Source organism: Tsukamurella soli (assembly GCF_039541155.1).
GTDB classification, from domain to species: Bacteria; Actinomycetota; Actinomycetes; order Mycobacteriales; family Mycobacteriaceae; genus Tsukamurella; species Tsukamurella soli.
The window spans coordinates 47,186-60,864 of sequence record NZ_BAABFR010000022.1; the positions used below are offsets into that span (position 1 = coordinate 47,186).

Here is a 13,679-nt window from a genome sequence, read left to right on the forward strand (position 1 = left end):
GCAGTCAGGCCCGGGTGGCCACCGTCGGCGCCACGGCGGGGATGATGCCGATGTTCGCGAGCACCTCGGACGTCGCGCGGGCGAAGTTGAGGGTGCAGAAGTGCAGGCTCGGCGCGCCCTCATCGATCAGGCGGCGCGCGATCGACGAGGCGATCTCGATACCAGCGGCGCGGACGGCCGCGCGGTTCTCCTCCGGGCCGTCGCCGGCGGCGGCGTCCAGGGTGGCGCGCATCGCGTCCGGGATCCTGGCGTTGCACAGCTCCGCCATCCGCACCGCGCTGCGCAGCGAGGTGATGGGCATGATGCCGGGGATGATCGGCTTGGCGCCCTGCTCGGCGTCGTACGCCGCGACGCGGTCGCGCAGCCGCAGGTAGTCGTCGACGTCGAAGAACATCTGGGTGATCGAGTAGTCGGCGCCGGCGCGCAGCTTCTCGACCAGGAAGCGCGTGTCGGTCGCGAGGTCCGGCGAGCGGTGATGCCCCTCGGGGAACGCGGCGACGCCGACGGTGAAGTCGCCCAGCTCGCGCACGAGACGCACCAGCTCCGCCGCGTGCGCGACGCCCTGCGGGTGGCGGACCCAGTCGCCGAGCGGGTCGCCGGGCGGGTCGCCGCGCAGCACGAGCAGGTTGCGGACGCGCTGGTCGGCGTAGGCGCCGACCAAGCCGCGCAGCTCGGCGACGCTGTGGTTCACGGCGGTCAGGTGAGCCACCGGCAGCAGTTGCGTGGTCTCGACCATCTCGCCGGTCACGCGCACGGTGCGCTCGCGGGTGGAACCACCGGCGCCATAGGTCATCGATGCGAAGGCAGGGTCGAGCCGCTCGAAGGTGCGCAGCGCGCGCCACAGCCGCGCCTCGCCCGCGGCATCGCGGGGCGGCATGAACTCGAGCGAGAAGGGCACCCGCCCGGCCGCGCGTTGGGCTCGGATCCGCGCACCCACAGTGGGGGCGACCGCCTCGACACCCGGGTCCCGGTTTTGTTCCGTCACGCCGACCAGCATAGTTTTCCCCCATGCCCCCGCAGCCGGACACCACCCCCGCCGACATCGCCGCCGCGGTCGTGCCCGAGCTGGAGGCGTTCCTCGCCGAGCGCCGCGAGCTGGTGGCATCGGTCGGCCCGACGTTCGTCAGGGCCGTCGCGGGGCTGGAGCGGTTCGTGCTGCGCGGCGGTAAGCGCATCCGGCCGGCGTTCGCCTGGGCCGGTTGGCTGGCCGGGAGCGGCGACCCGGCCTCCCGGCCCGCGCGCCGCGCGTGCGCGTCACTCGAATTCGTGCAGGCCTGCGCCCTGATCCACGACGACATCATCGACGCCTCGCTCACTCGCCGCGGGTTCCCCACCACCCACCGCGAGTTCGCCGCCGAGCACACCGAGCGTGCCTGGAGCGGTTCCTCGGACCGGTTCGGCGAGGCCGCCGGGATCCTGCTGGGCGACCTCGCGCTGGCGTGGGCCGACGACATGTACCGCGGTGCCGGCCTCGAGCCCGAACGTTACGCGCGCGCCGACGGTGCCTGGGCCGCTATGCGCACCGAGGTCCTCGGCGGCCAGTACCTGGACATCGTCAACGAGGCGTCGGGCGACACCAGCGCCGAAGCCGCCGAGCGGGTCGTGCGGTTCAAGACCGCCGGCTACACCGTGGAGCGTCCGCTGCACGTCGGCGCGGCGCTGGCCGGGGCGGCCCCCGCCACCGTCGACGCGCTGCGCGCCATCGGCGTGGACGTGGGCGTCGCGTTCCAGCTGCGCGACGACCTGCTGGGCGCGTTCGGCGACCCGGCCGTGACGGGCAAGCCGTCGGGCGACGACCTGCGGTCCGGCAAGCGGACGCCGATGCTGGCATCGGCGCTGGCGGCCGGCGGCCCCGCAGCCGAACGGTTGCGCGGCCTGGTCGGCACCGACCTGGCCGACGACGGTGTCGAGCAGGCCCGTGCGGCACTACGGGAGACAGGCGCCGTCGCCGCCGCGGAGGAGCGCATCGCCGCCCTGACCGCACGAGCCACGGCCGCCGTCGCCGCGCTGGACGTGCCGGACTCCGCGCGGGCGGTGCTGTCCGCGCTGGCCTCGCAGCTCGCCGACCGCAGAGCGTGACGGTTTCGGCCGCTACCTCCACTCGTTCCTCGCTGCGGCAGAACCTGTCGGTACCGATGCGACAGGTTGCTACCTCCACTCGTTCCTCGCTGCGGCAGAACCTGTCGGTACCGATGCGACAGGTTGCTACCTCCACTCGTTCCTCGCTGCGGCAGAACCTGTCGGGCCTGCCGCCTACAATCCGCGGGTGAGCAGTTTCCGCGACTTCCTCCGCTCCCGGGACGGGCGCCCGACCGTCACCGGCTGCCTCGGGGCCGTGTTGACGACACTCGGCAGCTTCGGCGCGGCAGCGGTGCGGGTGCACGACGTGGCCCTCGAGGACGCGCACCTGTCGTGGCTGCGGTTCGGCCACGGCCTGATGCTGAGCTCGATCGCCTTCTGGATCGGGATCGCGCTGCTGGTGCTGTCGTGGGTGCGGCTGGGCCGCTGCACCCTGGACGGGCGCGTGTCGCTCGCCCAGCTGCGCTGGACGCTCGTGGTGTGGGTGGTGCCGCTGCTGTTCGCGGTCCCGCTGTACTCGCGCGACGCATACTCGTACCTGGCGCAGGGGGCGCTGCTGCGCGACGGCTTCGACCCGTACCACGTGGGTCCCGTGGTGGACCCCAACCCCATCCTCGACGACGTGAGCGGCATCTGGACCACGACCACCGCGCCGTACGGCCCGGCCTTCATCATGCTGGCGCGGCTGGTCACGCAGCTGTGCGGCGACGACGTGATGACCGGGACGATGGCGCTGCGGCTCGTGATGCTGCCCGGCCTCCTGCTGCTGGCCTGGGCGGTTCCGGCGCTGGCGCGCCGGATGGGCGCGCGGCCCGAGGTGGCGATGTGGTTCGCGGTGCTCAATCCCCTCCTGGTGGTGCACCTCGTGGGCGGCGTGCACAACGAGCTGCTCATGGTCGGCCTCATGCTGACCGGGATCGTGCTCGTCCTGGACCGAAAACACGTGGCGGGCGTCGCGGTGCTCGCGGTGGCCGTGGCGATCAAGGGCACCGCCGGGATCGCGCTGCCGTTCGTGGTGTGGATGTGGCTGCACCACGTCCGCGCCGACCGTCGCTCCGATGCGCATCAGCCCAGTCCGGTGCTCGACTTCGCCCGGGTCGCCGCGATCGCCGTGCTGATATTCACGGCCGTCTTCGCGGCGTTCTCGCTGATCGCGGGCGTGGGCCTCGGCTGGCTCGCGGCGCTGTCCGGGTCGATCAAGATCATCAACTACATCTCGATCCCCACCGCCACAGCGCAGCTCATCGCCTGGGTGTGCTCGCCCTTCGTGCACCTGCACCTCGCGCCGATCCTCGCGGTCACCCGGTCGGTCGGCGTGGTCCTGCTCGCGGTGACCCTCGTGTGGGCGTGGTGGCGGTTCCGCCAGGACGAGCGTCGCAACCTGACCGGCATCGTCGTCGGCTTGCTCGCCGTGTGCCTGCTCTCCCCCGCCTCGCTGCCCTGGTATTACACGTGGCCGCTCGCGGTCTCGGGTGGGCTGGTGCTGTCCCGGCGCACGATGGCGATCGTCGCGGGCCTGGTCACGTGGGTGATGGCGGTGTTCATGCCCACGGGTTCGATCGGCCTCTACTCGTGGTGGAACGTGCTGCTCGCCGCCGCGCTGGGAGTCCTCGCCGGCTGGTCACTGCTCCGGCCGGACCCACTGCGTCTGCGCCCCGCGCTGGGGCTGGCGCCCCTGCCGGCCGAGGATGGAACCGTCAGAACGCCAGCGACTGGGCCCTCCGCATGACCTCTCGTGCACCGTCGGTGTGCAGGGTGTCGGCGGGGGTGGCGCCCTCCGCCGGGCCGCCCCAGCCGACCAGGTCCGACTGCACCGTGAACAGCCAGCGCATCACGTCGGAGTCGGAGTAACCACCGTCGTGTAGCAGGCGGATGAGGCCGGTCAGGTGCTTGGCCACCGCGAACCGGCCGTCGATCTCGGCGAAGAACACCTTGGGCACGCACAGCGATCCGTCGCGGCGCACGGCGATCAGCTCGTGGTCGCGGACCATCTGGAGCACCTTGGAGGTGGACACTCCGAGATGCCGGGAGACGGCCTCGACCGTATGGGTGGGGACGTCGGCCGGGACGACGGAGGGATCCACATAGGGAATAGCGCTCACGCGCGTCAGCCTACCGACGCGCCGCTGTCGCGCCCCGCGGCCCATGACCCGCGCCGCCGGGGCGCGACGGCGGAATCGTGTCGCGCTGTCGGTAGTCTGAACTGTCGGCACACCCAGCGAGGAGGGACGAGGAGAAGGTGAACGCACCCCGCGACCGCCTGATCGGCGTCCGTATCGAGCAGCGGTACCGGATCGACGCGGTGATCGCGCGCGGCGGCATGTCCACCGTGTACATGGGCCTGGACCTGCGACTCGACCGCCCGATCGCGATCAAGGTGATGGACCCCAAATACGCCGAGGACCGTCAGTTCGTGGCCCGCTTCGAGTTCGAGGCGCGGTCCGTAGCCAAGCTCAAGGACCCCGGTCTCGTCGCGGTGTACGACCAGGGCGTCGACGGCGACCTCGCATTCCTCGTGATGGAGCTGGTCAACGGCGGCACGCTGCGCGAGTTGCTCGGCGAGCGCGGACCGATGCCGCCGCACGCCGTCGCAGCCGTGATGGCGCCCGTGCTGGGCGCGCTGGGCACCGCGCACCGCGCAGGTCTGGTGCACCGGGACGTCAAGCCCGAGAACATCCTGATCTCCGACGCCGGCGAGGTGAAGATCGCCGATTTCGGCCTGGTGCGCGCCATCGCGGCCGCGTCGGTCACCAGCTCGTCGGTGATCCTCGGCACGGCGGCCTACCTGTCCCCCGAGCAGGTGGAGTCGGGCGTGGCGGACCCCCGCTCCGACGTGTACTCGGCCGGGATCATGGTGTATGAGCTGCTCACCGGTGACGTCCCGTTCACCGGAGACACCGCGATCTCGCTGGCCTACCAGCGCCTGCACAACGACGTCCCCCTGCCCAGCCGCGCTATCGCGGGCGTGCCCCCCGCGCTCGACGCGTTCGTCGCGCGCGCCTGCAGCCGCGACCCCCGGGATCGCTACGCCGACGGCCAGGCCATGGCCGACGCGCTCGCCGACGTCGCCGAGCAGCTGCACCTGCCCGCGTTCACCGTGCCGGCACCGCGGTCGAGCGCCGAGCAACGCGCCGCCGTGGGCCTGTACGACGCGCAGCGCAACCAGCCGCACATCCCCGGCGCCGCGGAGCCGACCGGCATGGTCGCCCCCGGGCCCACCGCCGCGCTGGGAGCGCCGATGGCGGGCCCCGTCCCCGTCGGGCCGCCGGTGGCCGTTCCCGGTCCACGGCACACCCGGGCCGAGACCATGCGCACCGCGTTCCCCGAGGAGTTGCCGCCCGCGGCCCCACCGCGCCGCCGCCGGACCCGCACGTACATCGCGGTCGCACTGATCGCGATCGCCGCACTCCTGCTGGCCATAGGCGGCTGGTGGCTCGGCGCGGGCCGGTGGACCACGGTCCCCACCATCAGCGGGCTCGACAAGGTGGCTGCCGAGTCGGCGATCCGGCATGCCGGCCTCGATGTCGTGGAGGACCCCAGCTACAGCAACGACATCACCGAGGACACGGTCACCGGCGTCGACCCGGCGCCGGGCACACGGGTGACCCGCTTCTCATCGGTGCATCTGAAGTACTCGCTGGGCCGGCCCGTCGTGCCGCAGTTCACGGCCGGCGACTCGGAGGACAAAGTCGATGCGCTACTGCGCAGCCGCGGCCTCCAGCCGGTGCACGGCCCCAGCCGGTTCAGCCCCAACATCGCGCAGGGCGGCGTGATCGGCCTGTCCCCCACCCCCGGCACGCGTGTTGCGGTGGGGTCGACGGTCACCGTCGTCGCCTCGGCCGGCAACCACCCGGTCACCATCCCCGAAGTGCGCGGCGACTCGGAGGCCGACGCGCGCGCCGCGCTCACCGCCGCGGGTCTGACGGTGTCGGGTACCCGCCAGCAGTTCGACCCCGGGGTGGACGCCGGGCAGGCGATCGGCACCGACCCGTCAGGCCAGGTCGATCAGGGTGGCAGCGTGACGCTGCTGCTCTCGAACGCGCTGACGGTGCCCGACGTGACCGGCAAGTCCACGCCGGACGCCCTCAGCGCGCTGACCGACGCCGGCCTGGTAGGCGAGGCGCCGCAGGACTCGTCGTCGAGCTCGGGCGGCGGCGTGGTCACCGCCACCAGCCCCGCCGCGGGGACACGCGTGGACCCGTCCAACAACCACGTCACGCTCACCGTCGCCACCAACATCGTGGTCCCGTCCGTGACGGGGATGAGCGTCCGCGAGGCGCGGCAGACGCTCGAGGCGCTGGGCCTCGCCGTGAAGGTGCAGAGCCTGCTGAGCTCCGACAGCTCACAGGTGATCTGGCAGTCCCCCGGCGGCGGCAGCCGCGTGGCCGCGGGCGGCACCGTCACCATCACCGCGATCCCGTAATCACTCCAGGGCGGCCCGCAGCTGGTCTGCCGTCGACGCCCCCGGCTCGGTCCCCGCGCGACTCGCCTGGCGCATGAGCCGCGCGAGCCCGGCGTTGACGGGTGCCCGCATCCCAAGCCCGTGGGCGATCGAGGCGATCTCTCCGTTGAGGAAGTCCGCCTCGCTCGAGCCGGCACGGCGTTTCATCGACTGCCAGGTGGATCCGCCGAGCGCATCCGGTGACGCGCCCGGGACGGGCCGGACCTGCAGCCGCTCCCGCGAACGCTGCTCATCCGCCTCGGAGTTCATCGTGATCGCCGCGGCGGCGTAGATCCGCTGCGCCTCGGACCGCGCCGCCTCTGCGATCTCGCGATCCATCGTTCCGAGCAGCGCCTGCACCGCGTTCCCGAGGTTGCTGAGCAGCTTGCGGTACTTCCACGGCATCACGTCGTCGGGCAATGGCACCTCCAGGCCGGCCGGCGCCCAGTCCGCGGCGATACGCGCAAGCAGCGCCCGATCGGCGTCGTCGGTCGCCTCTGCGGGGACCCTGCTGGTGTGCAGGATCCCGTGCACGGGCGCGGCGCGGACGATCACCTCGCCGGGCGTCAGGTACACCGCGGGCATCCACACGCACACGCCGTACACGCGCGAGAACCAGCGCAGCGCACGGCGGTCGGCCGCGACACCGTTGAGCGCGATCAGTGCGGGCAGTGCCTCACCGGCGGTGCGATCGCCCACCGGCGCGTCCGCCCACTCGGCCAGGGCCGCCTCCACCTGGTGGGTCTTCGTGGTGAAGACCAGGACGTCGCTGTCGGTGAGCTCGACGTCCGCGGGCGAGCCGGCGACGGTGACCGCGGTGGTCTCGTCCGTGTCGGGCGTGCGGATCCGCAGGCCATCCGCTCGCATGCGGTCCAGGTGCGCGCCGCGGGCGACGAGCACCGTCGGCACCCCGCTCCGGGTCAGCAACCCGCCGATTCCTCCGCCGATCGCGCCGGCGCCGATGATCACGTATCGGTTCGTCACACCGTCCATCAAACATCATCCCGCGACCGCAACGGCACCGCGGCCCCTGCTCCGGCGGACGACCACGGGCATCGTCCCGCCCGATCGCACGAACTCGTCCCGTTGCCCTTGATCCGCCGGGACTACGACGGGCGTATCCCACCCCCGGGACCACCCGTAGACGCGCACGCCCTATCGGCTGCTCGGGTGCGCGGCGGACTCGCCACCAATCGCAGGCTACGAGTCCGCCGGCGCGGCGCCCTTGACCGCAGTCCAGAACGACATCCGGTTCCGCAACTCGCCGAACACCTCGACCAGATCGGCAGGCAGCTGCGGAACCGCACGCCCGTAGCTCCGGAACAGATCGTCCATCGCCGTACGCTCAACCGTCCAGCCCCGCTCGGTGAGCCACTGCACCGGATCGGCACGCTCGTCGTCGTACCAGAGATCGAACGGTGCGGTGCCGCCGAATGGGCCCCGGTCGACGTGCTGCCGCGCGGCCTCGCGGAGACGCTGCATCTCGGCTCCGCCCGGACCGCCGTGCGCTGCGATCCTCGAACCCGGAACCGACAACGCATCGATCCGCTCGAACAGCGCATCCTGCGCCGCCCCAGGCAGGTAGGGCAACAGTCCCTCCGCGGACCACGCGGTAGGAACGGACGGGTCGAAGCCGGCGGCGACCAACGCCGCGGGCCAGTCGTCGCGCAGATCCGCCGCCACCGTCCGGCGATCGGCCTTCGGCGCAGCGGAGTGGTCGGCGAGCACGCCGTCCTTGAACTCCAGCACCTTGGTCTGGTCGATCTCGAATACCGTTGTCCCCTCGGACCAGTCGAGCCGATACGAACGCGCATCGAGGCCGGCCGCCAGGATCACCGCCTGTCGGCACCCTGCCCGGGAAGCCGCCTCGAAGTACTCGTCGAAGAATCTCGTCCGCGGTCCCATCGTGCGGGGGAAGAAGTTCCGCTGGTCGATGGAGTCGGGGTCGGCCAGCATTCCGAGGAACTGCTGATCGCCGGTGGCCTCGACGAACCAGCGAGCGAAGGGATCCCGGATCAACGCATCGGGCCTCTCGGCCTCTATCGCGCGGAACGTCGCCACCCCCAGAGCAGTTCGTCCCACGCTACTGACGATGTCCCACGTATCGCCCTCGGACCGCATCGCTGAGACCTCGCATTCCAGGGGCCACCGGTCAGGCCCTCGTTCGGATCCAACCCTACGCCGAGGCACCGTTGGTCGATCGAACTTCGCATCGCCTGATCGAGAGTGCGCGACCACGAATCGGCGGCAGTCCGCAGACGCCCTAGGTGCGCAGCACGCCCCGCAGCGCGTCGAGCACGGCCTGGTCCTCGATGGTCGACGGTGGCGCCTCGTCACGCCCCTCGGCGAGCGCACGCATGGAGCGGCGCAGGATCTTGCCCGAGCGGGTCTTGGGCAGCCCGGCGACCACGACCACCTCGCGCAGCGCCGCGACCGCGCCGATCGCCTCGCGGACCAGCGCGACCACCTCCGCCTGCACCTGTTCCGCGGACACGGCGGCGCCCGCCTTGAGCACCACCAGCGCACGCGGCACCTGCCCCTTGAGCGAGTCCGCCACGCCGATCACCGCACACTCGGCGACGGCCGGGTGCGCCGCGATCGCGGCCTCCATCGATCCGGTCGAGAGCCGATGTCCCGCAACGTTTATCACGTCGTCGGTGCGCCCCATGACGAACAGGTAGCCGTCGGAGTCCAGATACCCGCCGTCACCCGTCAGATAGTTGCCCGGGAAGGCGCTCAGGTAGGACGAGACGAAGCGTTCGTCGTCGCCCCACAGCGTCGGCAGCGTCCCGGGCGGCATCGGCAGCGAGATCAGCACGGCACCTTCGGTTCCCGGGGCCACATCGGCCCCCTGCTCGTCGACCACCCGCACGCCGTAGCCGGGCACCGTCACCGTCGCCGACCCCGGCTTGACGGGCATCGGCTCCACCCCACGCAGATTCGCGGCGATCGCCCACCCGGTCTCCGTCCGCCACCAGTGGTCGATCACCGGCACGCCCAGCTTCTCGGACGCCCAGGCGTAGGTGTCCGGGTCGAGCCGCTCCCCTGCCATGAACAACGTTCGTAGCGACGAGACATCGCTGCGGGCAAGCCATTCCGCCTCGGGATCCTCCTTACGGATGGCGCGTAGCGCCGTCGGAGCGGTGAACAACGCGACTACACGGTGCCGCTCGATCACGCGCCAGAACGCGCCTGCATCGGGCGTGCCCACCGGCTTGCCCTCGTACACCACGGTGGTGGCGCCGATCAGCAGCGGCGCGTAGACGATGTACGAGTGGCCCACCACCCAGCCGACGTCGGACGCGGTCCACCACACCTCGCCGGGACGGATGTCGTAGATCGCCGACATCGAATAGGCAAGGGCCACAGCGTGTCCGCCGTTGTCCCGCACGACCCCCTTGGGTCGCCCGGTGGTGCCCGAGGTGTACAGGACGTACAGCGGGTCCGTGGCGGCGACGGTGACCGGTTCGGCGGGCTCGGCGTCCGCGACGATCGCGTCCCAGTCCACGTCCAGCCGTCCCAGATCGGCATGCAACTGCGGCCGCTGCAGGACCACCACCGCCACCGGCTCCTCCACGGCGACGTCGATCGCCGCGTGCACCAGCGGCAGGTACGGCAACACCTTGGCGCCCTCCAAGCCGCACGAGGCGGTCACGATCACCTTCGGCCGCGCGTCGTCGAGCCGCGCGGCCAGCTCGGGGGCCGCGAACCCGCCGAACACCACGGAGTGCACCGCGCCGAGGCGGGCGCAGGCGAGCATCGCGATCACCGCCTCGGTGATCATCGGCATGTACACCACCACCCGATCACCCTTGGTGACGCCCAGCCCGGCCAGCGCGCCCGCGAACCGCGCCACCCGATCCTGCAGCTCGCGGTAGGTCACCTTTCCGACCTCGCCGGTGATCGCCGAGTCGTGGATGATCGCCACCTGCTCGCCCCGACCGGCGGCGACATGCCGGTCGACCGCATTGACGCACGTGTTGAGCTCGCCGTCGGGGAACCACGAATACAGCGGCGCGCGCGAGTCGTCGAGGATCCGCTGAGGCGGGGTCACCCAGTCGACCGCGGTGGCCTGCTCGGCCCAGAATCCCGCGGGATCGATCATGCTGCGGCGGTATTCGTCGGCGTAGGCACCCATGCATCGAAACTACCGGCGGCCGGGCACCGTCGGGCCGGATCCGACGGTGCCGGGAACCGCCGTGGGACGGGCAGACCCCTGAGGCCAGCTCGGGTTGCTCGACGCCTGGTAGCTCATCGGGGCCTCGATGACGGCGAGGATCGCTGGTGAGTGCCACAGCTCGCGGCCGCCACGTCCGTGCGCACCAAGGCTGCTGAGCCATCCACGGGACTCCGCGTTCTTGATCAGGTTCCGAGCCCCCTGATTCGTGAGCGCCAGCTCCGCCTCGACGTACTTCACTGTCACGAACGGGTTGCGCACGATGACGTCGACGAGGCGCGCGAGGCTGGAGCGCTCCTTGACGGCCTCCCGGTGGTACTCCTCCCGGATCGCGATCAAGCTGCGCGAACGGTTCACCGCATCGAGGGCCTGTGCGTGAACGGCCCGGAGGAAGAACGTCAGCCACTCATCGATCGCGGCCCGCTCTCGAACGGCTTGGAGCCGGTCGTAGTACTCGTCGCGGTGCATCTCGAAGTAGTTGGACAGGTAGAGCAGCGGTAGGGGGAGACGGCCCCGCTCCATGAGGAGAAGGTTGATCAGGAGTCTTCCGATTCGTCCGTTGCCGTCGAGGAACGGGTGGATGGTCTCGAACTGGTAGTGCATGAGGGCGGCCTGAATCAACGCGGGGAGCTGCTTGCCGTCGTCGTTGACGAATCGCTCCCAGTCGGTGAGCAGGTCGCCGAGGTGCTGGGGCAGCGGCGGTACGAAGATCGCGGTATCAGGTGTTGCTCCCGCCTGCCCAACCCACACCGGTGTCTTGCGGAACTGCCCGCGCAGCTTCTCCTCGCCTCGGACGCCGGTGAGCAGAGTCTCGTGCACTTGCAACACGAGTCGCTGGGTGAGCGGGAGACGCTTCGCCAGTTCGTATGCCTGGTATGTCGCCTGCAGGTAGCGGGAGACCTCGGCTGTGTCGTCATTTCGGGAATCGACGTCGACCTCGGACTGGAAGACGTCGGACAGTGATGCTTGCGTGCCCTCGATCCGGGAGCTTGCCAGCGCCTCCCGCCGAAGGTACGGGCCGATCAGCAGACTCGGGTCGGTGATGAGCATGCCGAGCCCTTGGAGGAATCCCAGCGCCGCATCGGCGTCGGACAGGGCGCCGACGACACTCGCCGACAGGTCGAGCTGACGCGGGATCGATTTCGGAAGGTAGTAGGTGAACGCATGCTTGTTGCCGGGCTCACGCGTCGCGCCGCCGAACGTCGAGTCCATGAACTTCGATCCGTCCACACCGACAACTTACAACTGAAGCCCTGGTTCATTTGGAGCCTCGATACTGCGTTGCTACTCGAGTTGGAGCGTGACACTCACGCTCCAACTGAACCCGCATTCGGGTTGGAGCGTGACGCTCACGCTCCAACTCCAGTCGGCCGCGGTAGCAGGGCAGGGCATCATCAGGGCGGTCCCATGGAGGTCGTCGTGAACGCACCCCGGGCACCGTCACTCCCGGTCGCTGCGCGGTCGGGTGAGGGTGAACGAGTCCACGACCTTCGTCCCCGCCCCGACGACGGCGTGGTAACTGCCCTTGATCGTGGTGTGCCCGCCGGGCGACCCGGGGTCGACGTCGAAGCTGCAGAATCCGTAGGCGTTCGCGGGATCCTTGAACGCCGACCACACGGCCTGCTCCATCACGTAGGTCTGCGTCTTGCGGCCGCGATTCGCCGGATCCGGCGCACCGACCGCGGTGAGCACGCGACACTGCGCACCGGGGAAGAACAGCTTGTTGGAGGGCGCGCTGGTGCCTCCGCCACCGATCACCATGTGCACGGTGCCCTTCGACGTGTCCACCACGTCGTCGCGGGTCGACACGGGATCGGGCGTGAGCACATCCGTGGGCAGCGTCCCGCGCACGGGATGCGAACGCTCGTAATGGTGTTCGTGCCCGGCCAGCACGAGGTCGACCTGGTAGCGGTCGAACAGCGGCAGCCACTCCTGGCGGATGCCGAGGTCTGCGCCGTTGCCCTTCGCGGATGAGATCGCCGTCTGGTGCATGAACACGATCACCCAGTCGACGCTCTTGTCCCCGCGCGCCTTCGCCAGTTCGCCCTCCAGCCAACGCTTCTGGGCGCCGCCCGAGTATCCGCGGACGTAGCTGTCGCCGCCGTCCTGGATGCAGATGTCGTCGTCGGCCAGGGCGATGAACCGCACGGCGCCCACCGTGAACGAGTACCAGAGGCCGCGCGCGAGGGACTCCGCCCCGGAATCGGGCACGGTGAAGTAGGTCTGGAACGCCGCGTAGCCGATCTGACCGTTGCCCTTCTCGTTCTCGTGGTTGCCCGGCGCGGGCATCCAGGGCCGAAACCGTGCCGAGCGGGAGTTGTTGACCCAGTAGTCGTTCCATGTGCGGATGCGGTCGTCCGCCAGGTTCGCGTAGCAGAGGTCGCCGTTGACCAGGTTCAGCAGCGGCGACATCCGCTCGACCGCCGCCGTGACGTCGCCCGCGAACGGCGAGCCCAGATTGTCGTTGACATACGCCCCGGTGCCGTCGAGCTTCCCGACGGTGGGCGTGCCCTGGTCGCCGAAGCTGGTGAACCGGAACGCCGCCCGGCCCGACGGCGCGGTACGGATCGTGCCGGTCTCGGGCTGCGCGCCGTCGTGGCCGGCCGCGTACACGTAGTCGGTGTCGGGTCGCAGGCCCGTGATCCGCGCGTGGTGCACCTGCACCTCCCGCCCCGACTTCCCGTCGGTGTAGGCGCGGGTCTCGGCGTCGACGCTCGCGCCGAAGCCGCCTGCGGCGGTCCCGTACCGCACACGCGGCCGTGTCACCGACCCGTCGGTGTGCCAGGTGACCACCACCTCACGGGCGGTGTCGGCACCGAACTGCAGGTGCAACCCCGCGACCACCGGCGCACCCGTCACCCCCGGTTTCGCCACCAGGTCCGCGGCGGGCCACAGGGCGCCCCCGCCGCCCGCGGTCGCGCCCGCACCGGTGTGGGAAGTCGGATCGTAGCCATGTCGTTCTGTGAGCCAAGGAGTTGGGAC

General features: G+C 70.9%; 9 protein-coding genes. 3 read left to right on the forward strand and 6 right to left on the reverse strand.

Annotated features, from left to right (window positions below):
• Window positions 1-4: 4 nt before the first annotated feature.
• Entirely contained in the window at window positions 5-997 is a 993-nt protein-coding gene (locus ABD908_RS09300) for a methylenetetrahydrofolate reductase (RefSeq protein ID WP_425584363.1), read from the reverse strand.
• An 11-nt stretch (window positions 998-1,008) separates the two neighbouring features.
• On the opposite strand from ABD908_RS09300, the gene ABD908_RS09305 reads away from it, so the two are divergent.
• Window positions 1,009-2,079 (forward strand): polyprenyl synthetase family protein, encoded by a 1,071-nt coding sequence (locus ABD908_RS09305; RefSeq protein ID WP_344994157.1) that lies wholly within the window; start codon window positions 1,009-1,011, stop codon window positions 2,077-2,079.
• Between the two features lie 187 nt (window positions 2,080-2,266).
• Complete coding sequence (locus ABD908_RS09310; RefSeq protein ID WP_344994160.1) at window positions 2,267-3,808, forward strand: alpha-(1->6)-mannopyranosyltransferase A; 1,542 nt, start codon at window positions 2,267-2,269, stop codon at window positions 3,806-3,808.
• Here the strand turns inward: ABD908_RS09310 and ABD908_RS09315 are convergent.
• Complete coding sequence (locus ABD908_RS09315) at window positions 3,777-4,181, reverse strand: Rv2175c family DNA-binding protein (protein ID WP_344994163.1); 405 nt, start codon at window positions 4,179-4,181, stop codon at window positions 3,777-3,779. The two genes, ABD908_RS09310 and ABD908_RS09315, sit on opposite strands and share 32 nt — an antisense overlap.
• Before the next feature lie 137 nt (window positions 4,182-4,318).
• Here ABD908_RS09315 and pknB point away from each other — a divergent pair, with 137 nt between their 5' ends.
• Window positions 4,319-6,502 carry a Stk1 family PASTA domain-containing Ser/Thr kinase gene (pknB, locus tag ABD908_RS09320; protein WP_344994166.1) on the forward strand — a complete coding sequence of 728 codons (2,184 nt, stop codon included), beginning with the start codon at window positions 4,319-4,321 and terminating at the stop codon, window positions 6,500-6,502.
• Here the strand turns inward: pknB and ABD908_RS09325 are convergent, their stop codons facing one another.
• From ABD908_RS09325 to ABD908_RS09340, 4 genes are all read right to left on the reverse strand, one after another.
• Window positions 6,503-7,504, reverse strand: coding sequence for a ketopantoate reductase family protein (locus ABD908_RS09325; protein ID WP_344994169.1), 1,002 nt, complete (start codon window positions 7,502-7,504; stop codon window positions 6,503-6,505).
• A 216-nt stretch (window positions 7,505-7,720) separates the two neighbouring features.
• Entirely contained in the window at window positions 7,721-8,641 is a 921-nt protein-coding gene (locus ABD908_RS09330; RefSeq protein ID WP_344994172.1) for a class I SAM-dependent methyltransferase, read from the reverse strand.
• A 142-nt stretch (window positions 8,642-8,783) separates the two neighbouring features.
• Window positions 8,784-10,658: an acetate--CoA ligase gene (locus tag ABD908_RS09335; RefSeq protein WP_344994175.1), complete on the reverse strand. Its 1,875-nt coding sequence runs from the start codon at window positions 10,656-10,658 to the stop codon at window positions 8,784-8,786.
• A 9-nt stretch (window positions 10,659-10,667) separates the two neighbouring features.
• Complete coding sequence (locus ABD908_RS09340; protein ID WP_344994178.1) at window positions 10,668-11,927, reverse strand: Fic family protein; 1,260 nt, start codon at window positions 11,925-11,927, stop codon at window positions 10,668-10,670.
• Between the last annotated feature and the right edge of the window lie 1,752 nt (window positions 11,928-13,679).